The following is a 26,216-nucleotide window of genomic DNA, read 5'->3' on the forward strand; positions in this document are numbered from 1 at the left end:
TTCACAGGCTGGAAGCCTATGCCACTGTTCACAGGCTGGAAGCCTATGCCACTGTTCACAGGCTGGAAGCCTATGCCACTGTCTACTGGCCGAAAGCCTATGCCACAATTGCGGCTCGCTGCTTGCCATCCGGATCGAGCTGAAGCAAAATGGGGTCGTCCCACTTCGCGCCGCTTCTGGTCGGCTCCGCCTTTCTATCCTCTGCTTCATTCTTCGGACCCCCTCGCATGCCCCGCTATTGTTTGTCGTTTGTTGCCCTCTCTACCTTCTCTCTAGGGATGCTGGTCGCGGCGGCCACCGCCTCCGAACCGCGGGTGGATCCACAGGCCGAGACGGATAAGCCCGATCCGATGCGCCAGCTGCAGACCGCCGCGATGGAAGACGGTCAAGGCGCGTTCGGCCACTGGGGAGCGATCAGCGAACAGTACTCCAGCTGGACCAACCACTCGAACCGGTTGATCCCGATGTACACCTTCGGCATCGACCTGGACACCCTGCGTGAAGAGGGCAGTGCCTACGCCGACGAAGCTCGCCTGAAGCAGCTGTACGGCAAGGTACCCGAAGGCACGCTGAACCCGGAGGCAAAGTATTTTGACCAAACCGACGTCTACCGGTTGCAACTGCAGGCGGTCGAAGCCGGCAAGCGGCATGTGATCCTGGTCGTCTTCGATGGGATGGACTGGCAGACCACGCGGGCGGCCAGTCTGTACAAGCAGGGGGCGGTCCAGTACGACAGCGGCCGCGGCACGGGTTTGCTGTTTCAGGACTACCGCGGCGGCCCGACCGACTTTGGTTTCTTTGTCACTTCGCCGCTGCTGGGCGGACTGGAAACCGACGTGAACGTTCAAGTCGTCCTCGGCGGCGACAAGCCGTCCACCGGCGGCTACGATCCGTCGCTGGGCGGCAGTACCCCCTGGCAACGCCCGGCCTCGCCGCAGTACCCGATCGGCCTGGATCGCACGCGTCCGCACACCGTGACCGACAGCGCGTCCTCGGCGACGTCGCTGACGGCGGGCATTAAAACCTACAACGCTTCGATCAACGTTGCGGCCGATGGCGAACAGGTCGAACCGATCGCTCGCAAACTGCAGCGGAAACGCGGCTTTGCCGTCGGCGCCGTGTCCAGCGTCCCGGTCAGTCACGCCACGATGGGTGCGACCTACGCCAACAATGTCAGCCGCGGAGATTACCAGGACATCTCGCGCGACCTGCTGGGCGTGCGTTCGGTGGCACACCGCAGCGAAGCGTTGCCCGGCGTGGACGTCTTGCTGGGAGGCGGCTGGGGCGAAGAGGCGGAAACCGCCAAGGGTCAGGGCGAAAACTATTTGCCCGGTAACAAATACATCCACCAAACCGACCTGGACCAAGTCGAAAGCAACGGCGCGGTGGTCGTCCAGCGAACGCCGGGACGCGCCGGCGACGAAGTGCTCAGCGAAGCCGCCGCCAAAGCGGCTGCCGAAAAACGACGTCTGGTTGGCGTCTTTGGAACCAAGCGTGGGCACCTGCCGTTTCAGACCGCCGATGGTCAGTACAACCCGACGGTCGACATGAAAGGCGGCGAGACCTACACGGCCGCCGACGTCCAGGAAAACCCCACGCTTGCGGACATGACCACCGCCGCCCTCCAGGTCCTGGAGCAGAACGAAGAAGGGTTCTGGTTGTTGGTCGAAGCCGGCGATGTCGACTGGGCCAACCACGCCAACAACCTGGACGATTCGATCGGCGCGGTGCTCAGCGGTGACGCGGCCTTTGCCGCCATCGTTCGCTGGGTCGAACAGCGTCAGGGCTGGGACGATACGGCCGTCATCCTCACGGCCGACCATGGACATTATTTCATCATGACCGACCCCCAGGCAATCGCCGACGCCGGGAAGAAATAACCCGCGGCTGAACTCGCCAGAGTTTGGACGAGATCAGCTACCGTAGCATCACCCCGGAACGAGCCCCTACTCGCCAAACAGCTCGGCGCCGTCGGAATCGGATTCCATCAGGGCGTTCTTGGCGACGGTTCGCACGCGTCGCTCGGCGACCTCGGCATTGAGCTTGGCGACCGCTTCGGCGACAGGCATCGAGCCCAGATCGCCGTCGATACGGTCGCGCAGCGCCAACTGGCCACTCTCCGATTCCTTGGGTCCCACCACGGCCATGTACGGCACCAGTTCCAGCTGGGCATCGCGGATTTTCGCCTGCACCTTGCTGTTGCGCAGATCGGTCGTGGCCCGCAGGCCCGCGTCGCTTAACTGCTTGGTCACCGCGACGGCATAGTCGGTGGTCTTTTCCGACAGCGGCAGCACGCGGATCTGTTCCGGTGCCAGCCACAGCGGGAACGCGCCGGCGAAGTGTTCGATCAGCATGCCGACGAACCGTTCCAGCGAACCGAACGGGGCGCGGTGGATCATCACCGGTCGATGCCCGGCGTTGTCCGCTCCGGCATACTCCAGCTTGAATCGCTCGGGCAGGTTGTAGTCCAGCTGGACCGTTCCCAGTTGCCAGGACCGACCGATGCAGTCGCGGACCATGAAGTCGGCCTTGGGCCCGTAGAACGCCGCTTCGCCGGGTTGCTCGTTGAAGTTCAATCCGGAATCTTCCAGCACGCCTCGTAGGGCGCCCTCGGCGCGATCCCAATTTTTTTCGCTGCCCACGTACTTGTCGCTGTCCGGATCCCGCAGGGAAAGCTGGACGCGGTAATCGCCCAGCCCCACCGATTCCAGGACAAACTTGGTCAGCTCGATCGTAGCTCGGAATTCGTGCTCCACCTGATCGGCGGTGCAGAAGATGTGAGCGTCGTCCTGGGTCAGCCCGCGCACCCGCAGCATGCCGTTCAATTCGCCGGTTTGCTCGTGCCGGTAGACGGTACCGAACTCAAACAATCGCAGCGGCAACTGGCGATAGGATCGCGGCTGGGCTTTGAAGATCTGGCAGTGGTGCGGGCAATTCATCGGTTTGACCAAGTACCGTTCGTTCTCGGTCTGCCAACGATGCAGCACGGCCCGGCGATCCTCGGGCGAGGCGCTGGGCCGGTAGTCCGGCAGCGAGACGCCCAGGACTTCGGCGGCGGCCATCAATTTATCTTCGCCGTCGCGATCCAGCGATCCGGCCTCCAGCCGCTGGCTCCAGGCGTCCAGCAACCCGCCGGCCTCGGCGCCGTACAGCGGTGCGAACTGGCTGTCGCGGTAATACGGAAAGTGGCCGCTGGTCTCGTACATTTCCACGCGGCCGATGTGCGGGCTGTAGACCGGATCGTAGCCGCGACTGAGCAGTTCGTTGCGGAGGAAATCCTCCAGCAGCGTCCGCACCCGGGCTCCTCGCGGCAGCCACAGGCACAGTCCCGGCCCGACTTCGGGGTTGAAGGCAAACAGACCGTGCTTCTTGCCCAGCACGCGGTGGTCGCGGCGGCGCGCTTCCTCCAGCAGGTCCAAGTGGGCTTTGAGCGCCTTTTTGTCGAAGAAGGCGGTTCCGTACAGCCGCTGCAGCTGGCGGCCGCTGGCGTCGCCCTTCCAGTACGCGCCGGCGACGCTGAGCAGTTTGATCGCTTTGATCAGTCCGGCGTGCGGGATGTGCGGTCCGCGGCAGAGGTCGACGAATTCGCCCTGCCGGTAGAAGCTGACCGAGGACTCCTCGCCCAGCCCGGTCTGGATATGTTCGACCTTCAGGTCCTGGCCCATCTCCGCGCACAACTGGATCGCCTCGTCGCGAGCCAGGCTGAAGCGTTCGAACGGTTCTTTCTGTTTGATGATCTTCTTCATTTCCGCTTCGATGCGGGGAAAATCATCTTCGCTGATCTTTTCGGGCAGATCGAAATCGTAGTAGAAGCCGCCGTCGGTGGTCGGGCCGAATGCTAGCGAGACGCCCTTGAACAGCCGCATCACCGCTCGGGCCATCACGTGGGCGGCGGAGTGTCGCAGCACGGCCAGCGCCGTCGCATCGCGGCTGGTCAACAGTTTCAGCGACAGTGGCTGGTCGGCGGAGTCGTCCTCGCCGGTGGCCTGCAATTCTTCCAAGGACCGGAAGGCATCCACGATTCTGCCATCGATCTCGGCGGCGACGACCGAGCGGGCGAGGCCTTCGCTGATTTCCCGAGCCACGTCCATCGGGGTCGCGGAAGCGGGGTGTTGTTTGATGGAACCGTCGGGTAATTGAACCGAAACTTGCGACATCGTCGCCATCCTTTCAGTAGAGAAACTCGGACCCCATTACAAAAGGAGTCGCGTGAGAAGAATAAGGATCGCGGGTGCAGCGGGATTCCGTCAAGCACGCGAGAAAAAGCGCAGCGCGGATTTTGAATCTGAAATCTGAAATCTGAAATCTCAAACCCGCGGCGGTTATTTCTTGGCCCCGACCGGCCAGAACTTCTGCCAGACGCCTTTGCTCTCGCTGGTCTTGGCCTCCGACGCTTCGCCCTCGGCCGCGGTTTCGCCGACGATTTTGGTGACCATGTCACGGACCGCGTGTGTGATTCCGGCTTTGGGCGCCTGGGTGATCAGGGGCACGCCGTTGTTGCGAACCTCGACCATCGTGCGGTAGTCGTTGGGCAATTGGGCGAAGATCTCGCGGCCCATCGTTTCCTTGGCTTTCTTCAGACTGATCCCGCCGGTGTCCAGGCCCGCGCGGTTGACGACGATCTTGGTCTTGTCCTTCAGATCGTCCAGCTCCTCGAAGCTCATCATCAACCGAACGACGTTCCGCAGGCAGGGCAGGTCCAACTGGGTGACCAAGACCACGTGATCGACCTCTTCCAGCACCGCCAGGTCGACTTCGGAGTAGCTTTTCGAGAGATCGATGATCAGATGTGTAAACGAAGCCTTCAGCAGCCCCAGCACCTTGCGGAGGCTTTCCGCATTGATGACCGCCGCATCGTGCAATTCGACGGGCCGCGGCAGCAGGTACAGTCCCGAACTGTGCTTGGTCAACGACCGCTTCAGCAGTTGGATGTCCAGCCGCGAGATGTTTTGGGCGACGTCGGCCAAGGTGTAATCGGGGATCGCATCGAGGAACACGTCGGCATCGCCGAGGGCCATGTCCAGGTCGACCAAGGCCACGCTGGTGCCCGGTTCGCTGGCCAATACGCAAGCCATATTGACCGCGATGCTGGTGCTGCCCACACCGCCGGTTGCGCCGGCCACCGCGATCATCTGACACGCCCGGCTCTTGGAATCGCCGGAACCGAATTTCTGACGTCCCACCCGGTCCAGCGCGGCGGTCAGATCTTCCACCGAGATCGGCAGCGTGATGAACTCGCGAGCTCCGGCCCGCATCGTCTTGAGGATCAGATGGCCTTCGGTGCTGCTGCTGGCTGCCAAGAGCGCACAGTCGGGATGCGAAGCCGACAGCTTCGTGATCAGCTCGATAGCTTTCTCGTTGTCGGCGTCCAAGGAAACCACGCCGACGTCGGGAGTCGTTTGGCCCACCACGTCGGTGAAGAATTCATAACGCGAACACTCCGCCTCCAGCCAGACCGTGTCCATGCTGAGGAGCATCGATTTGAGCGACTCTCGGGACCCATCGCTGGGGTCCACGATCGCTAGTCTCAAAACATTACTCATGGAGTTGTTTCCCGAGTTGTAAAGTAGGATCAAGGCCAGCCGCCCCGAGGCGGCTGGCCAAAGTTCAAGGGTTCCGCCCCGTTTCGTTTGCTGGGCCCGTTTCGTTTACTGGGCCCGTTTCGCTTACGGGCCCGTTTCGTTTACTGGGCTGGCTCGAGCACGGTGACGCCGGGAGCGACCGCGGTGCCTTCGGCGCTGGGCACGACTGCCCCGCTGGGATAGGCCGCGTCATGGGGATACCCGGTGCCGTAATCCTCAGCCATCGGCGGGCCGGCGGTGTAGGGACCGGCGGCGTGGGGGGCGTGCATCGAGTGCGGTTGGCTGCAGTCGTTGCAATTGCCATGGACGGGGACTTCGATGTGCCCTTTGACGAACATCTCGCAGTCGCTGGGCGAGGTGCTGTTCAGGCCCGGGCCGCCGGGCGGAACTTCGTGGGGATCCATCGCGTCGACCAGCTCGGGGGTGACCATGATCAACAGTTCGATCTCGTTCTGTTCTTCGAGCACGCGGCGGAACGCAGCGCCGAAGTAGGGCAGTTCGCCCAGCAGCGGCACGGCGCGGACCGACGATTCGGTGCGGGTCTGCAGCAGGCCGGCGATCGCCAGCGTCTGCCCGGCTTGCATCTCGACGGCCGTCTCGACATAGCGGCTGCGGAAACCGGGAACCTGCAAACCGTCCAGCGTCAAACCCCGCGACGGATCCGGCTCGCTGACCTCCGGGCGGACCTCCAAGCGGATGCGTCCCGGGCCCACGATAAAGGGCAGGAAATCGACCGACGTGCCAAACTCTTCGTAGTTGACCGTCACGCCCTGCTGGGACGGCACCAGGTAGGGCACTTTACCACCGACGATGAACCGGGCCGGTCGGCCGTGGGTGGCCACGACCGTGGGTTCGGCCAATACTTTGATCAAGTCGTTCTGCCGGAGGGCTTTGATCAAGGCCTCGAAACGGTAGTCGCCCAGATTGAAGGAAGCCCGTGCGTTGGCCTGGGCGGAGATCGGCACAGGCGGCGCGGTGAGCGGACTGGCCGGAGCGTTGATCAGGCCACCGGGAGCGGAGACGTAACCATCACCACCGCCGGGATTTCGCAACGACCAGTCGACGCCGACGTCCCGCAGCTTGGTGCGCGAGACTTCCATGATCTTGGTGTGCAGCAGCACCTGCTGGACGCCCACCACGCGGATATTGTTCACGACGTTGGCGTAGAACTGTTCGGCGATCGCGATTGCGCGATCCACGTCGTCGACGTTGGTGACCGTGCCGGAGATGATCGCCGAGTTCTGCAGCGGCGTGACCCGCAGCGAAGCCAGTGGCAATTGGCTGCTGAGGATGCCCTCGACTTCGCGAGCGTCGGCCAGGACGACGATGTCCACGGTGTACAACTGGTCGTCGGCGTCCCAGAGATTCAGCTGTGTGGTCCCGGGCGTCTTGCCGTGCACCTGGATCTGGTTTTGGGAAACCGGCGTGGCCCCCAGGATCTGCTCGTTGTGCACCTGGAAACGAGGAACGCGTTTGTCCAGCGTCAGAATGCGGCTGCTTTTCACGATCATCTCCAACCGCTCGACCGGCTGGGTGACGTTGTAATTGACGCTTGTGCTGGTGGAGGCCAACATCCCGCTGCTGGATCGACCGGCACCGGTCGCGGATTGGGCAAAGCATCGCGGGGTGACCGCCGTGGCGGCCACCAGCAGCATCAAGCCAGAAACAGCTTGTGCCGCAAAGCGTTGGTTGATCATGTCTATCGCGTCCTTGCTTGACCAATCGGATCCATCCGAAACCCGGCTGAGGGGCGAGCCGCCAGCCGGGGTGGTCGGTGCGAAACAGGTTAAAGGGCTACTCGTTACGGGGGCCGTCGCCGACCACCGGTTGCAGTGCATCCGCCGAAGCGGGTTCGTCTTCAAAGAACGGGCTGTCCGAGCCGTTCAGGTAGCTGTAATCGTCGGCCGGCGGAGCGGCCCCGGTGGCCGGAGCGGCCGTGGTGACCAGTTCGCCCGCCGGTTCCAGCGGCGCGTTCTGTTGGTCGCTGGACTGGACAACCACCCAAATGCCGTCGCGGAGCTCGTACACGTAGGTTACGCCGCCGGAGATCTTCTGCATCCGCAGCGGTTCATCGCTGGGCGTCTGCACCACTTCTTCGACAACCGGCTCGGCCACCGGCTCCGGTGCCTCCACTTGTTCGTCGGCTTTTTTACTGTGATCGGCGATCCACTGCAGGAAGGCTTGTCCGGAGGCGTCGACGCCGCCGTTGCGATCTTCGCCTTCGTACTCGTCGGGATGACTCAGCGACAACCGAATCCGTCCCAGTTCGTTGGCGTAGGTCCAGGCCTCTTCATCCTTCTTGTGGATCAACAGCGAGATCGTGCGGGCCGGGGTGCTGACCGTGTCGGCTTCGCTGCGCGTTTTGCGTCCATCGACGGCGTAGACCCGGATGCCGGTCAGCACCTTCTGGGTCATCGTCTGCGGAATCACATCGCTTTTTTTGAAGAACCCGATCACGTTGACGCGGTCGCCCGGTTCGATCAGCGTTCCCATTCCGCTCGAAGCGTCCGTCGGCAGCGAAACCACGCTGTAGTCGCGAGGAATATCGCGGCGGGTGTTGCCGGGCGTGGCGCGGATCTTACGAGCGATCAGCGGCTCGCCGGCATACAAGCGTTGGTTGCTGTACATGCCTTCGACCGCTTCCAGGTCCGTCAGGGCACCTTCGGGAACCCGGTCCAGGGGCCAGGATTCCAGTTTGATGTTCTCGGCGGTGAACTGTTCGCCGATTTCGACGTCGGCCACGGTCACGAAGATTTCGGCCATCGCCGGTTGCTCGGTCGATCCCTGTCCTTGCAACAATTTGCTGGCGCCGACTGCGGCAATGGTTCCGCAGACGCCGGCGATGGCTAGTAATAGTGTTTTGTTTCGCATGATTTTATGTCTCGACAGGGCGGCCTCAAGGGATCGATCAAAACTTGCCGAAAGGCCGCAGAACCGAAACCAACGAACCTAGCGGTAGGTTTCGGATATCCGGCCCGGGCAGCTGTAGCTGGAGTCGGTGTGTCCGTTAAAGCACACCGCAACAGAAAACTCGACGCAGCCTACGTGGTTTCGCAGACCGGATCAGATCAGCATTCCGGCGTAGGCGAAATACAGGATGGAACCGATTGCCATCGGGATGCCGTAGGGCAACAGCATCATGTCCGGCTTGCGTTCTTTAGCGATTTCGAACAGTTTTTCCGGGTTGCGGATGGTTTTCCATTCGTGCACGATCTGCCGGGTCATCAGGTAGTGCTTGCGCCACTGACCGCTGATGCCCACCATCACCAGGGCCATCAGGGCCCCGACGAACGTCGTCACGACAAACGCCCACCAGACGCTGCTGACGCCGACCCAGGCACCGAGGCCGGCCAGCAGTTTGACGTCGCCACCGCCCATGCCGCCGACGGCACGCACGACCAACAACAACAACAGTCCCACGGCCGTTCCGGCCAAACTGGCCCCCAGTCCCGGCATCCCGGCGTGCAAAAGGCCATGGGCCCAGCCGCACAGGATGAAGGGAAAGGTCAACCAGTTGGGGACCTTCAGGATTAAACCGTCGATCACCGCGGCGATGATCATTACGACGCTGACCAGCCAGATGGGCCAGTTGGCAGCGATTGAGTCAAGCATCATTTCCATCGTCGTATCCCCCCGGAGGATGCAAAATGCCGGCTTCCGAAACGCTCGGGCTCGGAGCCGATGGAATATTGGTTATGGGTTCGGTTGTGGGCTCTAACGCAAACAGGCCAGCCAGCTGAACATGGCCACGATCAACGTCATCACACAACACACGATCTGCCAGGCTTGTGCGGCAGCGTCGGCGGGTAACAGCGGATAGTCCATGAGATCAAATGCCGGTGGGCGTTGGAGTCGGGTGCCAGAGCAAAGGGGTTCCAGAGCAAAGGGGTGCCAGAGCAAAGGGGTGCCAGGGGTCCAAGCCGGAGAGCGCGCCGCCGAAAGCAGGTGAACTTCGGCGACGCGCTGCGTTCCGGTTTGGACAGTGGCAAACCAAACAAGCGCGAAGCTTATTTGGCCAGTTCGTCAGCGACCTTCTTGAACTTCTCGTCAGCTTTCGAACCGATCAGGCCGACGCTGCCCAAGCAGACGACGATGATCAGAGCCATCATCACTGCGTATTCCACAGCGGTGGGGCCGTCTTCGTCCTTCAGAAAATTCACGACTTTGTTGGCGAAGTTCTTCATGTTACTACTCCTCGCGGTGTTTCTCCGGCGGAAGGGCTACCAACCACCAGCACAAAAAAACGTTGTGCGGCACACACGTGTCGCACAGCCAGGGCAGCCTCGTCTCCAAGCTTCGCCGTGGTGACAGGCGGTGCGCATGCGGTCGATGTCCCCAAGGACGTCGACCCCGCCACACCGAACACTGCAGCCTTGGCAGCCCGGCAGTCCAACACGCACGCGTGGGGGACCCGTAGCTTTGCGCCCCGGCCTCGCGACCGGTTTGCCTTTTTCAAGGAGGCAGAGGCCAACCGAGCCGTTGCACCGGAGCCAGTCCCTAGACCGGCCTCAGCACTCCGCCTCGGCGGCGAGTTGAACGCAACTCGCTCGCTCTCTGCAGGAAAACTACGACAGGAATCGGGCGAGTCAAAAGAAACGGTTCAGGTTCGCCGTTTCGGTAGGGGAAACCCCGCCGCAGGGACCACCTGTAAACTCTGAGAGGATTATTCCGGGGGGCCGGCACATCCCAAGCCGGTGTTTGGTTGATGGTTGATGGTTGATGGTTGATGGTTGTTGGTTGTTGGTTGTTGGTTGGTGGTTGGTGGAACAACCTGTTCCCGCATAGCCGCCAAAGCCCAGGCTTTAGCCGCCTGCGGCCCTACGCTCGAATCGCCGGAAGGCTAGACTCCAACCATCCAAACGCTGGCGAGTTCGGCTACGGGGCGGGATTACGAAAGAAGGTTCGCGAGACCTAAACAAGAAAAACCCCCGACTCGCAGCGGACGTGCGTCCGCCGCGAGTCATTGGGGGCCTCTTCTGACCCAGGCAAGAGCCAAGAAGAATCCGCGATTCGCGAGGGCTACGCTACCTGGCCGCCAGCGATGGCGTCCGAGGGGTAGGCGTGCATGCCGTGCTCGGATATATCCAGGCCGGCGGTCTCTTCTTCGGCGGTGACCCGCAACATGCCCATCAATCTCAGCACGCCGAACACGGTGCCCATCGTGACGAAGGCCCACACGCAGTAGGCCGCCGTGCCGACGAACTGAATCCAGAAACTGGTCGCACCGCCGGCCAGATGGGTATTGGGCAGCAGCCCGATCGCCAGGCAGCCCCAGACGCCGCACAGCCCGTGCACCGGCCAGGCGCCGACCGGATCGTCGATCTTCAGTTTGTCCAGCATGACCACGCCGGTGACCACCAGGACGCCGGCCACCAAACCGACCACGATCGACCAAACGTTTGAGAAACAGTCACAGCAGGCGGTGATCCCAACCAAGCCCCCCAGAGCACCGTTCAGGCTCATCGTCAGATCGGGTTTGCCGAACAGTCCCCAACTGATCACGGTCGCCGCTACGACTCCGCCGGCAGCCGCCAGGGTCGTGTTCACGGCGATCAAGACCATCGCATCGACATCGCCGGTCGCTTGGAAAGCCAACTGGCTGCCGGGATTAAATCCGTACCAACCCACCCACAGGATAAAGACCCCCAGGGCCGCAAAAGCCACGTTGTGACCGGGCAGCGGTACGCTCTTGCCGTCGGCCGTAAAGCGACCCAGACGCGGTCCCAGAATGATCGCTCCGGCCAGTCCGGCGAATCCTCCCACGGCGTGCACCACGGCCGAACCCGCGAAGTCCTGGAACGCCATATCACCAAACTGCGTCAACCAACCGCCCCCCCACTTCCAGTAACCGCTGATCGGGTAGATCAATCCGGTCAGCAGAGCGCTGTAGACCAGGTAGGCAACAAACTTCATTCGGCCGGCAACCGCACCGCTGACGATCGTCGCCGCCGTGGCCGCAAACACGGCTTGGAAGAACCAATCGACATGGGGCGAAAACGTGCGGTCCGCCCCGGCTTCGTAGATCCCCGAGCCGCCGAAGGCAAAGAAACCGCTGATCGTTTCCGCTTGTTCGGGCGTCATGTAGGACGTCGGGTACATCAACCCGAAACCGACCAGGAAAAACAGCAAGGCTCCCACCGCCAAATCCATGACGTTCTTGTACAGGATGTTGACCGTGTTCTTGGCCGCGTTCAATCCGACCTCGACCATCGCAAAGCCGGCTTGCATGAACAGCACCAACACCGCACAGACGAACAACACGATGTTGTCCAGGGCGTAGCCCACGCCCAACTCTTCTTCGACGACCGCCTCTTGGGCGGCCGCGCTCGGTTCGGTTGCCGCTGCGGCGGGAACGCTGGCCGCCTCGGAGACTTCAGCGACCACGGGGGCCGACTGGTCTTGTGACCCGGCGTTCGCCGCGGAGCTACAACACAGGCCCAACAGGGCCAACATCATCAATGGTCCCGGGGTAGGCCTCCCCGTTCGGTACGTACTCATTTCTTGATTGCCTTTCGCAGTCCACAAGTTGAAAGTTCGCCGATGCCACCCGGTGGAGGTACACCCGCGGAAAACAAGGGTGTGAGACGACTGCGAAACCTTCGTCTGACCTTGCCTGGGCCGTAGTCCAATCGTTCTGCCAAAGCGAAAAGCTCGGCGTCTCACGAGGGCCGGCTTTTCGCACGGGCCGCGCCAAAACCGCCGATAGCACGAATCTTCGTTTCGTAAACCTTTCCGTCGCAAATGGTTAGGATTCGAATATTTTTCGGTCCGCGGCCGGCATCGGCGCGCCGGGCCGAGGGAACCGCCTAGATAACAGGCAGAACCTGCCCAGCAATCAGGCATCCGGGTATCGCCGCCGCCGCGATCCGGGCCGGCTTGGAAAAGAGGCTCCGAATCGGTCCGGAAAACGACTTGGAAGCTTGGGCAAGCAGTGTCTATAATTTCTTCGATGACTGAACGGCACGGTTTGCCGGCTCGCTGCAGTCGCCCTCAGCCCGCCTTATTCTGAGGGTTTGGCAGCGTGCTAATTCCGTGCTTGATCGATCACTTTGCTGGCTGAAGAGCGGCTCGCTGAGGTCCGCTTCCCACCGAAGCCATTCGAAACCCGCTGAAGTTGCGCCTCTGGGATCCGGTGACGGCCTGGTGCCGCGGACGGATGTTCATGATCGGACTGGCCGGCCAGCGGTTATTGGCATCTTTCTTGGGGCAAATAGATTGCCCGTTTTTACTGTGCGTTTTGTTGTTCTAGTTTTCTAGTGAACGAGGATTGATAGTTATGTCCAAGAGAATCCGAGGAAGGACTGGCTTTACGCTGGTCGAATTGCTGGTGGTCATCGCGATCATCGGCGTATTGGTGGGACTGTTGCTGCCGGCGGTCCAGTCGGCTCGCGAGGCGGCCCGCCGCATGCAGTGCTCCAACCGCATGAAGCAGATGTCGTTGGCGCTGCACAACTACCACGACGTGCATCGCTCGTTTCCAGCGGCTGGGTCTTTGCCGCAAGGGGTTCACAACTCGAGGTATTACCCCAGCATCATGGTGGCTTTGCTGCCGTTCATCGAGCAGCAGAACCGCTACGAAGAAGTTCAGCAGCGGATGCGGGCTACCAGCAGCCTCACAGCGGCCCTGTTTGGTGGTTCGCCCTACACGCAGGAATTTGCGACGATGCTTTGCCCGTCGGATCCCTTCGGCAGCGACCCCTCGCCGCATGCCTCCAACGCCCGCGTCAATTACATGTTCAACATGGGTGACGGAATGCTGAAGCTGGATGCGGCGTGGCACCATCCCAACTACATCAACAACCAGTACGTCCAGGCGCGCAACCGCGGCCCCTTTCACCTGTCGTCCTGGAAGTCGTTTGCTTCGATCACCGATGGCACCAGCAACACGTTGGCGTTCAGCGAATCGGCTTCGGCCCCTCAGGGATATTGGTCGCGCGAGGTCAAAGGCGGCACGGGGCATAACGGCGCGTTGCTGGAACCGGATGGAGCCCAGCCGATCATTCACCCCGACGTCTGCATGACCGGCGTGATCGACCCCAATAATCCTCGCCATTACACCAATCCCTGCGACACGTGGCGGGGCAACTTCTGGCAGATGGGCACCCCGTGGAACGGTTTTCACACGGTCATTCCGCCCAACGGGCCGAGCTGCTGGGATTCGCCCACCGGTTACTATGCGGCCATTTTCACGCCCAACAGCTACCATCCAGGCGGAATCAACGCGACCTTCTTGGATGGTTCGGTTCGCTTTATCACCGACACGATCGACAGCGGAGACCTGACGCAGACCCAGCCAATCAGTGGCCCCAGCCCCTATGGCACGTGGGGTGCGATGGGCACGCACAACGGCGGCGAGCCCAACGCCACGCCGTAACGGCCCTGGTCGGCGTGGCTCCACGCTTGGAACGAAAAAACGCATAGGACAAAACCTTGTCCTATGCGTTTTTTTTGTTCTGCCGTGCTTAAGCACGTCGGCATGAATCTTTCGGTGAAACCCCGCGACAACACCCTCCCGCGAAGCGAAAGGGTCGGGCTCTTAGGCCCGGGGAGGGCCCTGCGAAACCCCTCTCCGGGACTAAGAGCCCGACTCTCCCAAAGGGAGAGTGATGCCGAATTAAGGGTTGCGACGTGCTTAGCTGTCGGTTCCCATCGGAACGTAGTCACCGCCGCCGCCACCGGTGGCGCTGGCCTGGACGTCTTTCTCTTTGACCGCGGCGCCGATATCGACCGACAGATCGTTATCAGCATCCGCCGATACGGTCACCGTCAGCGGCGTCGTGCCGGCCGTGCGGAACTCCTTGGCAACCACCTGAAAAGCCTCGAAAGAGCCGGTCTTGATAGCCCGATCGTACGCGGCTCGCTCTTCCATCGTCGCATTGGCCGCGGGCGGCTCGGGAATGGGATCGCCTTCGGTCACCGTCTTATTGACCATGACCTTGAAGGTTCCGGCCGGCACGCCCGGGTATTTGCTGTAGGTCATCAGCGTCGCGACACCGCTCTCATCGGTGACGCCACCGGCGGGCCAACGATTCAGCGAAGCGTCTTCGGCAAACAGCGACACCGTCGCTTCAGGCAGCGGTTGGCCGTCCTGGACAACCGTCAGCGTCGCCGGATACAGCTCGGGCATGCCCTCGGGACGCTGCTCGCTGCAACCGGAAACCAACAGGGCGGCCACACAGCCGACAGACATGACATACCAGTTCTTCATAAACATTCACCAGATAATCAGGGGAGGGAGGATAGGGGGGGGCACTTAAGATAGGGAGGCACGATCAGCCGGCAAAGCAGCCAACCCAATCGCCTCCAATCCTACCCTGCCTTTGCGAAACTGAGAACGCCGCAAGCGGTGAGGAAATACCGCGCTGGTTCGCTCCGTTCTCGAAGCCGAACGGAATCAGGCGAAGGCGAGAAAAACGCCGTACAGCACCAGTGCCAGCAGGGCGGCGATTCCACCGAGCCACCACAGCGAACCGATCAACCCCAGGATGGGCGACGTGGAAGAGACGGCCGCCGGGGACGCGTCCACCGGCGGCGGGACCGGATCGTCGCCTGCTCTCTGAGCGGGCATTGCCGCTCGGCCGGGAAGCGGCGGTGAGCTGCGGCGCCTGTCCGAGCCCTGCTTGCGCCTGCCCGGTTCCCGCCCGCCCCCTGCCGCCTTCGCTGCTGCCGCCGGCGACGCGGGGCCGGCCCCGCGGAACAGCGGGGTAATATCCTGGACTCGCAACTCGGTCTTGCCCAGCAATAACGTGTCGTTGGGGGTGATCAACGCCGCCTTGCGAATCACGTGAAAGCGGTGTCCTTGGCGCAGTCCGATCCCGTTGGTGCTGGCCAGATCGCACACCACCCACGTGCCCGAGTGGCCGACGATAATCCTTCCGTGGAAACTGGAGACGTTGGTCGAGTCGATGACGAAATCATTCTCGCTGCTGCGCCCGAACCGTACGATTCGCGAGGCCCCGTCCTCGGCCGGCCAGGGCAAGGCGATCAGGCTGCCCAGCATCACCTGCGTCTCCGGTTCGATCGGCGTGGGGCCTTTGATGCGGCTGCCGGCGACGAAGGTTCCGTTGGTGCTGCCGAGGTCGCGCAGCACATAGCCCTGAGAGGTTTTGCGCAGACTGCAGTGTTCGGCCGAAACGGTCGATTCGGGAATCCAAACATCGCACTGAGGCGAAGAACCAAAGATCCACTCAGGCGTGCTCACCGTGGTGCTTTCTCTGCAGAAACGGCATCGGACTGGAGAGGCGGGCCGGCGACCAAGCCGCGTCCTGCCTGACCATTACTATAAAGGTTTTCTCCCGCGGCCAAAACTCAGCGCCGCCACGGCGTAGTGCCGGGACCCCAAGGACCAACGCCACGGTGGGTAGCGCCGCAGATCGACCGCTTGGCCGTCTCGGACCAGCCGTTGGCCCGCGTCAAAGACCGCTCGCGGATGCATCCCGGTAAAGAAATTGCCGTGGCGAACCGCCGCCGCGATCCGCACGGCCAGTTCGGCCGGCGGCCAAGCGACCAACTCCGGCAGCGTATCGGAAGAGACGATCTCGAAACTGACCAAAGCGCGGCCGCCCGGACGCAGACGCCGCAGCACATCGTGCAGATGCCCCAGCCGGACCTCCGCGGCACGGCTTGCGACCGCCGCCGGCCTCTCGGCCGACGAGTGGATGGCACTGTAAACCAATTGAGACAACAACCCTGCGGACAAAACCACGTCCGCTGCGGCCTCGGTGGCAGGTGGCTGCAGCCGATCGACCGGATGCTGTAGATCGACCGGCGCGTCCACGCTCAGCCGCGGGCCCGGCTCGCAGCCCTGTCGCCGAACGCCTTCCAGGACCGCCGCGCGGTCCCAGTCGACCAGCTGCACGCCGGCGAACCGGCCGAGCGCGCGGGGCAAATCCAGATCGTTACAGTTTCCGGCGCCCAGCACCATCAACCGGCCCTGGCCCTGTTCGTGGCCCTGGCCCTGTTCGTGGCGACCCGAGCACAGCTCGTCCAGCAAGCGGGCCAAGTGTTCGCGATGCGTGGCGAACTCGCCCCAGTTTCCGGCCGTCTGGCGATTCCAAGCGATCTGCTGGGAGAGGGACATCGGGCCGTTTACCAGTCCGCCAGCGGGCCGCTGCCGTGCTGGAGGAATTCGTACTGGGCATTGCAGAAGCGGTCGGTCATCCCGGCCAGGTATTCGCCGGCGGCGCGGCGGCCTCCGACCTGCTCGGCCCGCTGACGAAACCGCAGTGGCAACCGCTCGGGCTGGACGACCAGCGTATCGAACAGGCGTCGCAGTCGATCGGCCGCTCGGTGGCGAACCTTCATCAACCGCGGATGCCGGTAGACGTGCTGGAACAGATACGTCTCCAGCTCGCGCTGCTCGTCGCTCAGTTCGATCGAGTGAGTCAATTGCACGCCGGCTTGGCTGAGTTCCTGGCTGCGACACCCGGCCCACCGCTGCAAGCGTTCGCTGGCTTGTTCCAGAAAGTCGCCGACTTGCAGGTCGATCAACTCGTGCACCAAAGCCGGCCTCAATTTGACGGCCGACAGCGGACCATGCTTGGCAACCGTCTGCTCCAGGGCTCGGCGAACCAGCCGCAGCTGGGCCAGTTGTTCGATGCTCAGCAATCCGATTTGCAGGGCGTCGTCGATGTCGTGGGCGTCGTAGGCCAGGGAGTCGGCGATGTCGACGACCTGGACTTCCAGCCGCGCCGAAGCTCCCACCACGCCGTGGACCTTGTCGGCCCGCTCGGATTGCCCCTCCAGCACTTCGGCCGATAGGTTCAACCCCGGATAGCCGGTGTAACGCTGCTCCAGTTGCCGGACGATGGTCAGGGCAAAGGCGTTGTGCGAGAATCCGCCGGCGTCCTCGAGGCACTCGTTCAAGACATCTTCTCCGCAGTGGCCAAACGGCGGGTGTCCGATATCGTGCATCAGGGCCAAGGCTTCGGCCAAATCCTCGTTCAACTGCAGGGCTCGGGTGATCGTGCGAGCGATCGAGGCGACTTCAAAGGTATGGGTTAATCGCGTACGGTGGTACTCGCCCATGTCTCCGGTAAAGACCTGCATCTTGCCCGACAGACGCCGAAACGCCGAACTGTGCAGGATTCGGTCTCGATCTCGCTGGAACGGCCCCCGGTAGGCGTGCGGCGGTTCGGCGTACTCGCGACCGGCCGTATCTTCGCTGTGCGTGGCATAGGTGGCCAACATCAGATGCTCGCGCCGCGCGAGCAAATCCAAACCGGCCGTTCCGGCACCGAAGTAAGCGGTCCGCGGTGCGGGTTTGCGAATGGCGATGTCAGCCATGGAAGGGGTCGGGGTGCCGGGCATTTTTGCGGAGGATTCCCCCTGAAAGCGTTCGGGAAAATCCTCCACCGCTGCAGCGGTTTTCGTGGTTTTCCCGTCAGGACGTTCGCGGGGCTGGTTGTCGGTCGGTCTAAGCTGTCTTGATCAAGTATGAAATCAGTCGTAAAGCATTAAAAGCATCAAAAGCATTCTAGGTTGTAATTTCGGTGACGGACAGAACAATTCAAAGTCCCCGCGGCGAAAGCTCGCGCCGGGAAAGCCTCGCCGCGGCGGAAACCTCGGGCGACGAGCAAGCCGGCGCCGCGTCCAGCGCCCATCCCAGCGGGGCCGAGGGCGTGATCCGCATCCGCGGGGCTCGGGTGCACAACCTGCAAGCGGTGGATCTGGACCTGCCCCGCGACCGCCTGACCGTGATCACGGGCGTCAGCGGCAGCGGCAAGAGCTCGTTGGCGTTCGATACGTTGTACGCCGAAGGTCAACGGCAGTACATGGAAAGCCTGTCGGCCTACGCGCGACAGTTCCTGGATCAACTGCAGCGGCCCGAGGTCGACTGGGTCGATGGCCTGGAACCGACCCTGTGTATCGATCAGAAACGCGGCACCCACAATCCCCGCAGTACCGTGGCGACGGTCACGGAGATCTATGACTACCTGCGGTTGCTGTACGCCCGAGCCGGCACGCCGCACTGTTACAACTGTGGCTCGGCGATTCATCAACAGTCGCCCGAAAGTATCGTCGATACCCTGCTGGCCCTGCCGGCGTCCACCAAAATCATGCTGTTGGCCCCGATGGTGCGAGGCCGCCGCGGCAAGCACGAGGATGTGTTTCAGGAGATCCGCAAAGCCGGCCTGGTTCGCGTCCGCGTCGATGGCGAGCTGTACCCGATCGAGGAGGTCCCGGCGCTTGCGCCGCGCCGCAACCACACGATCGAAGCGGTGGTGGACCGGATCGTGATGCGCGAGGAGGTCCGCGGCCGCCTGGACGACTCGGTGCGGTTGGCGCTGCGCTTCGGCGATGGATTGGTGGTCGCGGTGACCCAACAACCCGGCCAGAGCGAGTGGCACGAACGGCTGATCAGCAGCGCCTACGCCTGTCCCGATTGCGGAATCAGTTATCCGGAATTGGAACCACGGACGTTCAGTTTCAACAGTCCCTACGGCGCCTGCCCGCGCTGCGATGGGATGGGCGTGCTGGAAGGTTTCGATCCCAAACGCATCATCGACTTCAACCGCTCGCCGGACGAGGGAGCGCTGCTGGCCTACACCAGCGCCACCAAAGCCGTGGTGCGAAAGATGCGTTCGGCCGTCGAGCCTTTTCTCAAGTCGCTGGGCTGGGATTGGTCGCGTTCGCTGAAGAAACTCAAGGCGGCCGAGCGCACGCGGTTGCTGCACGGCGACGACGAAGCCGGCTTTGCGGGTTTGATGGGCCTGCTGGAACAGGAGTGGCAGACGACGCGTAGCGAGCGGCGGGCCGAGGAACTCGAGTGGTTGCAGGCGGCGGTGACCTGTCCGGATTGCCACGGCGGCCGGCTCCGCGCCGAAGCGCTCAGCGTGACGGTCGGCGATACGAACATCGCCCAACTGACCGCGATGCCGATCTCCGCCGCCGTCAAGTGGTTCGAGGATCTGCGGCTGGACCAAACGTCCGAGCGAATCGCCAAGCCGATCCGCGAGGAGGTCGGCAAACGGCTGCGTTTCCTGGAGCTCGTGGGCGTGCAGTACCTGAGCCTCGATCGTTCGGCCGATACGCTCAGCGGTGGCGAACTGCAGCGTGTGCGGCTGGCAACCAGCATCGGCTCCGGTCTGGTCGGGGTCTGCTATGTGTTGGATGAACCGTCCATCGGACTGCACCAACGCGACAACGACCGTTTGATCGGCGCCCTGCGAGACCTGCAGCAACAGGGCAACACGGTGCTGGTGGTCGAACACGACGAAGCCATGATGCGCAGCGCCGACTGGTTGATCGATATGGGTCCGGGGGCGGGCCAACACGGCGGCCGCATCATCAGCCAAGGCACGCCCGCGCAGGTGGCGGCCGACCCGGCGTCGGTGACCGGCGGGTTCCTCAGCGGCCGCGTCTCCAGCCTTCCCGAGCGACAACCGCGAAGCGTCGATCCGGCCAAGAGTCTGGTCCTGAAGGAAGCTTCGATTCATAACCTCCAGTCCGTCACGGTGCGTTTTCCGGTCGGCAGTCTGATCGGCGTAACCGGGGTCAGCGGCAGCGGCAAGAGTTCCCTGATCAACGACACGTTGTATCCCGCCATGGCCGAGGTGCTGGGCCTGCAAGCCGTCGAAAGCGGACCCTACAAGGCTCTGGAAGGCACCGAATGGATCGACAAATTAATTCGTATCGATCAAGCGCCGATCGGCCGCACACCGCGCAGCTGCCCGGCCACCTACACCGGAGCCCTGGACGAGATCCGCAAGGTCTATGCGGCGACGCGCGAAGCCAAGCAGCGCGGCTACACCAGCAGCCGCTTCAGTTTTAACGCCGCGGCCGGCCAGTGCCCGCAGTGCAAGGGGCACGGGCAGGAAAAGATCGAGATGAATTTCCTGAGCGATCTGTATGTGACGTGCAGCGTGTGCGGCGGCAAACGTTACAACGATGCCACGCTGCAGGTTCGCTTCAAAGGGCATACGATCGCCGAAGTGCTGGACCTGACGATCGACGAGGCCGCCGAGCTGTTCACGAACGTTCCCAAGGTCGACCGCGTGCTCCAGTCGCTGCGGGCCGTGGGTCTGGGCTACCTGCACCTGGGCCAACCCAGCACGACGCTCAGCGGCGGCGAAGCCCAGCGGATCAAGCTGGGCACGGAACTGGCTCGTTCCAGCACCGGGTCGACCTTGTACCTGTTGGACGAACCGACCACGGGTTTGCATTTCGACGATGTCAAACGCTTGCTGGACGTGCTGGGCCGCTTGGCCGACGCCGGCAATACGGTGGTCGTGATCGAACACAATCTGGACGTCGCGCGTGCCTGCGATTGGTTGATCGACCTGGGACCCGAGGGCGGCGAAGGCGGGGGAAAGCTGTTAGCCGAAGGCCCGCCGGAGAAGATCCGCAAGACGAAAGCCAGTCAAACCGGCCGGTATTTGTAACTACGGCTGGGCGTACAGCATTTTGTCGAGGGCTTTGATCGCCACCGGGAAGGGCATCTCGGCGGGGGTCCACTGCTGCCACCAGTCCTGGACGATCGCTACGGTCGCCGGGCCGCTGGTCTGCTGCCAACGCTCTAGAGCGGCGGGAATCGGCAGCGGCCCCGGCGCGACCAGCTCTAATTCCTGGCCGGCGTGCAGCACGATCGGGACCAGCGCCAATGCGGCCACCGTGGGCAGGTGTTGTTGGTCGATCATGCGATTGGCGCGGTCGCGTCCCAGCCCCAGGCGGGCCAACAACCAGGCCACGCGGAGGACTTCGGGAAGCGTCGGATCGTTGTTGGTCAACAAGGCCTCGATCCAGGCGTTTTGTCGCGGCGGGTCCACATCGCCACCACCGCCGCGCACCGGCCCCACCAGGTGCACATTGGCGCGAGCCGGCAGCAGCGAGTCGTGAGCCTGCTGGCCGATCGCCCGCAGCAGTCCCGGTCCGCGTTCGTTCCAGGCGTCCTGCAGGGGACGGGCTCGCAGCGGCAGTTGTTCGGCCAGTTTCGGAAACCGCTCGGCAAACGCCAAGCGGATATCGGTCAGCTTGCCCGCGATGTTCCGTGCCAGCGTATCGGCCGACAGCGGCGAACATTCCGCTTCCAGCAGAGCCTGTTCACAGCGGGCGGCATCCTCGCCGGATTCGAAGCCGCTGGCGACCAAGCGGTTCCAGAACCGAGCCAGATCCAGATCCGCCATCCCCAATTGGCTGTTGATGTCGCTGACCGGACCGATCAACAGCTGGTCGATCACCGCATCGGCAACGAACTGGTTCTGGGCCACCACCGCGGTGGCGTACAGGACCGAACCGGGGGCGTTGGGAATCCATTTGATCTTGGTCATGAGGCATCCATCATCGGGTCGCTGCTGCTAGGAGCGACTGTGCTGGCTGTCGTGCATGTGTTGTTGGATCCACCGTTCCAGTTCTTCGAAATCCACCGGCGGCAGCTTCGACAGATCCGGCCGCAACGCCTTGGCACCCTTGATGTACACGTGCTGGATCTCGTCCTGACGACGGTCGGTGTTCCAGTGAATCAGCACGCGAATGCACAGCGGCAACGATCCGCTGACCGACACCTCGTAGCTGCACAGCAGGGGCACGTCCAACCACCCCAGTTGCCGAGCGGCCAGGGCGGGAAATTCGGCGTCCAGGTCCTTGGTCACGGTGAACGTCACGCTGGCGATGTCCTCGGGGACCAGTTCGTTGCGGCGCATCACCAGGGCCAGCAATTGGCGGGTGGCCGTGAGGATCTGATCGCGGTCGTTGGCCTCGACGGTCGTCGCACCGCGCACTCCGCGACACATCCAGCGACGCGGTGCCGAAGTGTCGAAAGCAGGATCAGACATGCGTGAAAGGGAAATCGATGTAGAAAGAGCGGGGGAGAAGTACCCGAAGGAAACCACGCCTTGATCGCGGACCTCGGTTTGCCGATAGTCTACTATACGCCACGCAGCTCGCTGGCGAACCCCCTTCAGAAAGCACAGGACGTTTTCGCCATGCCCGAACACAGCCGGCACCAAGAACGGATCATCAAGAACTACTACAAGAACCGCGACGCCATCGCCCTGCAAAAATCGCAGGAATTGGTCACCGAGCTGTACCTCAGCGAGGGCAAGAAGCGGGCTTCGATCTGGAAACGCCTGGCCGGACATCTGGAAAAAGCGGGACTGCCCAAGGACCGCGTGGCCCACCTGCAAGAAAAAGACGATCCCGCCCTGGTCGCCAATGAACTGGCCAAGCTGGGCTGAGCGGGGCGGGTCTCAGTCGCTGCGGCCGACGATGGTCCGGTCGCTGCCGGTGGCCTTGTAGACCGCCCAGAAATAGGGGTGAATCCAGGGATCGTAACTGCCTTCGGCCCGCCGCCGCTGGAGAAACGCCCGTTGCGAATCCGCCAAGGACGCCGGCACCGTCCGGCCCTGCCCCAGCGCCTGGAAGAATCCGTTCATCAGTTCCGCTCCGGTGTCGTCGTACACGTCCCATAAACCACAGACGACGTTCGAAGCCCCGGACTGCAGCAGCGCCCGCTCGAGCCCGAACAGATCGTCCCCGGGCAAGGGACTGCGGTCGGCCAACCCGGAATAGCAAGCGCTCAGGACCACGACGTCCGCCCCGACCGGTTGCTCGAGGATTTCCGCCGCGGTCAGCCGCCCGTCGTGCTTCGCATCACGGTGACACAGCAGAAAACTGTCCAGCGGCTGGTCGGCCAGATTCATGCCGTGCGTGGCCACGAACAGCAAGCCCGGCCGCGCGAGGAACTGCCGCACGCGACTCTCACTGGCCGCATCGCCCTGCAGGACCGCCAGCGCGTTCTCTTGCCCCTCTTCACCCGGCTCGGTTGGCCCGCCATTCCGCACGGCCGGCTCGGTTGCGGTCGCCGCAAACGCAGCCCGAAAGTTCGCCAGGTCCTGCTCCACGCCGGGTAAGCTCGGCGCGTCTTCGAATTCCTCGATCCCGATGGCCGAAGCGGCAACGATCGCTTCGGGTGTGCCGCGGCGGAGCATGTCCCAAGAGGTCAGCGAAGGCACCGTACACAGCGTCAGGTCGCGATCGATCAAGAACCGCGGTTGCGGCATCTCCAGATCTCCACGCGGTTCGGTATCGACTTCGGTCACCAGTGCCGCGAAGGGAAAGTAGTGCAGGATGTGATGCGGGACGACGATTAATTGTTGTCGATCCTGAAGCTTCGCCTGCGCCTCGGCCGGAATCAGCAGCGTGTAGTAAGCGTGCAATTGATCCTGCCAGCGGTTGTCAAACCCCAGGCCGGCCATGTGGCGTCGCAGCATTTGTTGGCTGGTTCCACGCAGGCCGGTGACGAATTGCTGGACGCTTTGAACCAGCTGCCGCGACGCGGCTCGTTGACCGCCGGGCTGCTCGAGCGCCAGAGCGGTCACGTCCCCGGAACCTGCGATCACGAACACCCAGGCGTGTTGGTCGGTCAGAAAATACTCCAGAGCCACGGTTCCCTCGGGCCAGTCCGCCAGCACTTCGTCCACCGACCGGTCAGCTGATGAGCGGTCAGCGGATGAGCGGTCAGCGGGCGTGTGAACCGAGGAAGCGGCGGAACGCAGAGCCACAAAATCTTGAAACGATCGTGACTTCGCTCGCTCGGCCGCGGCCAGGGCTTCGCGGTAGCGTCCCTCGGCGATCAGCAGCTCGACCGTCCGCTCCTGAACGTACGCCCGGCGGGCAAGGAAACCGGCTCGCGACAAACCGGCCGTATCCCGTGGAAAACGCTCGCGAAGCGCTTCGGCCAGCGTCTGAGAGGTGGTCAGATGCGCAAGCGCCCGGCGGCGCAGCGAATCATCGCTCCGCGCCGCTGGCTCGGTTTCGCTTTGACTGGCCAGCGACAAACCGATCATCCGGTGCACACGTTCGACTCCGCCCAAGGCCCCGTCGGCCAGGTACCAGGGCCGAGCTTGTTCGGCATGCAGGATCGCCTGCACCGGGTTGTCATTGCGATAGGCCAGCCGGGCCAACAACATGTGAGCGGTCGCCCGCGTCGCCGGATCGACTTGGCCTTCCGTCCCGGCCAGCGTCCGCTCCGCCAAGCCCCGGGCCGTCGCTTCGGCCGCCTGCTGGCCTTCCAGCCAAGCCTGTTCGGCCGGGAAAGCCGAATTCAGCACGCGTAGGTAATCGGCCAACAGGGCGTACTGCCGGGCCACGTTCACCTGGACCGAGGCGGCGTCGACAGGCGAAAGTTTTTCGGCAAGCTCGGCAAGCTCGGCCGCGCGAGCGTAGTGCACGCGCGCCTGATGCCAATCATTCAACCCCGCGAACAGCGGCGCGGCAACGCCGCTGGCGACCTGAAACGCGTGGTCGTAGAGGCGGTCTTGAGCACGGCCCAGCAGGAAGTTGGCAAAGTTGTTGAAGGCGCGAAACCGGTCCGCAGGCGGGCTGGTCGCCGCCTCCGATGATGGTCGGTTCCCCGGCGAATCAAGTACCTCCATCGATTCCGACGCCTCCATCGATTCCAAGGCTTCGACGAAGGCGGCATAGGCGGCGGCCCCGGTTGCGGCCCCCGATTCAGAGAGAATCACGGCCTGATACAGTCGTGCCAGGGCTTGCCCCCGGGGATCGCTGCGCAGCTGCGGGTCCTGAAGCGCTTGCTCGGCTGCGCGCCAGCGGCCGGCCAGGATACGTTGCCGGGCCGTATCGATCGGGCCGATACCGGTGGCGTCGGCGGCCACCTCAGCGGGCCCGCGGCGACCGTGGATCTTGGCCGCCACGTTGCCGCGCAGACGACGCAGGTAGGCCGTCTGCTGTCCGGCGGGCAACCGCTGCAGCAGATCGTAAGCATCGCTCAGGTACGGCGCCGGCAATCCTTCCTCGTCCTTGGCCGCCAGCATCGCTTCGGCGGCCAACTGGACATACACCGCATCGAGGTTGTCGTCGGCCGCCCTCCGATACCGCTCTGCCGCAGCCAGTACCGCGGTGCCGTAGCGCGGTGCTTCGACGCCGAAGGTCACCTCCTCGCCCGCGGCCGCTTGATCTGTGGGTTCGTCTCCTGCCGCTCCGTCCTCGGTTGCCACGAACTGCAGAGTGTATTCGCCGGGCGGCAAGCCCTGCCGCCAGGGCTGCGGAAGCCCGTCCAGTTGCGACCAGGTCAATTCCGGCCGGCCGGCCGGAAACGTCAACGTCACCGTCGTGCCCGAATCGTCGCTCAGGCGGAACCTTGCCTGGGGATACGATTGCCGATCCGCGGCATCCTTGTCGGCTGGGCTGCTGGTTTTCTTACGACGCAGCGTCGGGGTGCCGCGAAGGATCATCTGTTGGTCCAGGGGGGTCAGCCACGCGGCCGCGTCGCTGTTGCGAAGCACCTCGCCGGCGATCAATTGATCCAGCGACACCGTTTGCATCGGCAGGGCTGCCAACCGAGCGTCATCGGCGGTGCCGCGACTGGCTCCGGCCAAAGCCGGCAGCGGTGCCAGCGGGGGCGATGCACCATTCGGATTAAACTTAGCCGGCAGAACTTGCCACCGATCGCGTTGCCCTTCGGACCATAACAACATTCCGGGCTGGGCCAGAACCGACGGCTCGGGCGGCAGGCGGACGCTTTCGACCGCGACCCGTTGCTGGCTGTCCAAATAGATTCGGATGCCGTAGTCAAAATCTTGCGAGTTGACCGGTGTGAGGGTGATCGCGGCCAAACACAGCGGGCCGGCGAAGGTCAACACCGGTCGCAGCCAAGAGAAGGGCGACATCGAAACA

At 63.2% G+C, this 26,216-nt stretch carries 18 protein-coding genes and 1 riboswitch; of the genes, 4 read left to right on the forward strand and 14 right to left on the reverse strand.

Annotated features, from left to right (window positions below; all coding sequences use genetic code 11):
* Nucleotides 1-227 precede the first annotated feature (227 nt).
* Complete coding sequence (locus GE027_RS08225) at nucleotides 228-1,880, forward strand: alkaline phosphatase (RefSeq protein WP_153556702.1); 1,653 nt, start codon at nucleotides 228-230, stop codon at nucleotides 1,878-1,880.
* Between the two features lie 66 nt (nucleotides 1,881-1,946).
* On the opposite strand, the gene thrS is transcribed toward GE027_RS08225, so the two are convergent.
* The 7 genes from thrS to GE027_RS08260 all read right to left on the reverse strand — a co-directional run bounded on the left by thrS (nucleotide 1,947) and on the right by GE027_RS08260 (nucleotide 12,080).
* On the reverse strand, nucleotides 1,947-4,157 hold the full coding sequence (gene thrS, locus GE027_RS08230) for a threonine--tRNA ligase (protein ID WP_390621576.1): 2,211 nt from the start codon (nucleotides 4,155-4,157) through the stop codon (nucleotides 1,947-1,949).
* A gap of 165 nt (nucleotides 4,158-4,322) precedes the next feature.
* Entirely contained in the window at nucleotides 4,323-5,543 is a 1,221-nt protein-coding gene (locus GE027_RS08235; RefSeq protein ID WP_153556704.1) for an AAA family ATPase, read from the reverse strand.
* A gap of 140 nt (nucleotides 5,544-5,683) precedes the next feature.
* A complete protein-coding gene (locus tag GE027_RS08240) occupies nucleotides 5,684-7,279 on the reverse strand; it encodes a type II and III secretion system protein family protein (RefSeq protein WP_237607389.1) in 1,596 nt (531 codons plus the stop codon).
* Nucleotides 7,280-7,376: 97 nt separating this feature from the next.
* Nucleotides 7,377-8,453 carry a Flp pilus assembly protein CpaB gene (cpaB, locus tag GE027_RS08245; protein ID WP_153556705.1) on the reverse strand — a complete coding sequence of 359 codons (1,077 nt, stop codon included), beginning with the start codon at nucleotides 8,451-8,453 and terminating at the stop codon, nucleotides 7,377-7,379.
* A gap of 192 nt (nucleotides 8,454-8,645) precedes the next feature.
* Nucleotides 8,646-9,197, reverse strand: coding sequence for an A24 family peptidase (locus GE027_RS08250; protein ID WP_237607390.1), 552 nt, complete (start codon nucleotides 9,195-9,197; stop codon nucleotides 8,646-8,648).
* A gap of 392 nt (nucleotides 9,198-9,589) precedes the next feature.
* Nucleotides 9,590-9,766 carry a Flp family type IVb pilin gene (locus GE027_RS08255; protein WP_153556707.1) on the reverse strand — a complete coding sequence of 59 codons (177 nt, stop codon included), beginning with the start codon at nucleotides 9,764-9,766 and terminating at the stop codon, nucleotides 9,590-9,592.
* A 188-nt stretch (nucleotides 9,767-9,954) separates the two neighbouring features.
* Nucleotides 9,955-10,040: riboswitch (cyclic di-GMP riboswitch) on the reverse strand.
* A 561-nt stretch (nucleotides 10,041-10,601) separates the two neighbouring features.
* Nucleotides 10,602-12,080, reverse strand: coding sequence for an ammonium transporter (locus GE027_RS08260; RefSeq protein WP_390621577.1), 1,479 nt, complete (start codon nucleotides 12,078-12,080; stop codon nucleotides 10,602-10,604).
* Between the two features lie 778 nt (nucleotides 12,081-12,858).
* Here GE027_RS08260 and GE027_RS08265 point away from each other — a divergent pair.
* Nucleotides 12,859-13,956, forward strand: a complete 1,098-nt coding sequence (locus GE027_RS08265) for a DUF1559 domain-containing protein (protein WP_153556732.1) — start codon at nucleotides 12,859-12,861, stop codon at nucleotides 13,954-13,956.
* A gap of 258 nt (nucleotides 13,957-14,214) precedes the next feature.
* Here GE027_RS08265 and GE027_RS08270 read toward each other — a convergent pair whose 3' ends face one another.
* The 4 genes from GE027_RS08270 to dgt all read right to left on the reverse strand — a co-directional run bounded on the left by GE027_RS08270 (nucleotide 14,215) and on the right by dgt (nucleotide 17,771).
* Complete coding sequence (locus GE027_RS08270) at nucleotides 14,215-14,790, reverse strand: carboxypeptidase regulatory-like domain-containing protein (RefSeq protein WP_153556708.1); 576 nt, start codon at nucleotides 14,788-14,790, stop codon at nucleotides 14,215-14,217.
* Nucleotides 14,791-14,976: 186 nt separating this feature from the next.
* Nucleotides 14,977-15,783 (reverse strand): FHA domain-containing protein, encoded by an 807-nt coding sequence (locus GE027_RS08275; protein WP_153556709.1) that lies wholly within the window; start codon nucleotides 15,781-15,783, stop codon nucleotides 14,977-14,979.
* Between the two features lie 78 nt (nucleotides 15,784-15,861).
* Entirely contained in the window at nucleotides 15,862-16,662 is an 801-nt protein-coding gene (locus GE027_RS08280; RefSeq protein WP_153556710.1) for a hypothetical protein, read from the reverse strand.
* Between the two features lie 8 nt (nucleotides 16,663-16,670).
* On the reverse strand, nucleotides 16,671-17,771 hold the full coding sequence (gene dgt, locus GE027_RS08285) for a dGTP triphosphohydrolase (protein ID WP_237607396.1): 1,101 nt from the start codon (nucleotides 17,769-17,771) through the stop codon (nucleotides 16,671-16,673).
* 302 nt (nucleotides 17,772-18,073) lie between these two features.
* On the opposite strand from dgt, the gene uvrA reads away from it, so the two are divergent.
* Nucleotides 18,074-20,965 carry an excinuclease ABC subunit UvrA gene (gene uvrA, locus GE027_RS08290; RefSeq protein WP_237607391.1) on the forward strand — a complete coding sequence of 964 codons (2,892 nt, stop codon included), beginning with the start codon at nucleotides 18,074-18,076 and terminating at the stop codon, nucleotides 20,963-20,965.
* Here uvrA and GE027_RS08295 read toward each other — a convergent pair whose 3' ends face one another.
* Together GE027_RS08295 and aroH are read right to left on the reverse strand one after the other, a co-directional pair.
* The gene (locus GE027_RS08295) at nucleotides 20,966-21,850 is read right to left on the reverse strand and encodes a hypothetical protein (RefSeq protein ID WP_153556712.1); all 885 of its coding nucleotides are present in this window, start codon (nucleotides 21,848-21,850) and stop codon (nucleotides 20,966-20,968) included.
* A gap of 27 nt (nucleotides 21,851-21,877) precedes the next feature.
* Entirely contained in the window at nucleotides 21,878-22,354 is a 477-nt protein-coding gene (gene aroH, locus GE027_RS08300) for a chorismate mutase (protein ID WP_237607392.1), read from the reverse strand.
* 150 nt (nucleotides 22,355-22,504) lie between these two features.
* Here aroH and GE027_RS08305 point away from each other — a divergent pair, with 150 nt between their 5' ends.
* On the forward strand, nucleotides 22,505-22,756 hold the full coding sequence (locus GE027_RS08305; protein ID WP_153556713.1) for a hypothetical protein: 252 nt from the start codon (nucleotides 22,505-22,507) through the stop codon (nucleotides 22,754-22,756).
* Nucleotides 22,757-22,768: 12 nt separating this feature from the next.
* Here GE027_RS08305 and GE027_RS08310 read toward each other — a convergent pair whose 3' ends face one another.
* A complete protein-coding gene (locus GE027_RS08310) occupies nucleotides 22,769-26,209 on the reverse strand; it encodes a CHAT domain-containing protein (RefSeq protein WP_153556714.1) in 3,441 nt (1,146 codons plus the stop codon).
* Nucleotides 26,210-26,216: the final 7 nt, after the last annotated feature.

The organism is Roseimaritima sediminicola, from assembly GCF_009618275.1.
Taxonomy (GTDB): Bacteria; Planctomycetota; Planctomycetia; order Pirellulales; family Pirellulaceae; genus Roseimaritima; species Roseimaritima sediminicola.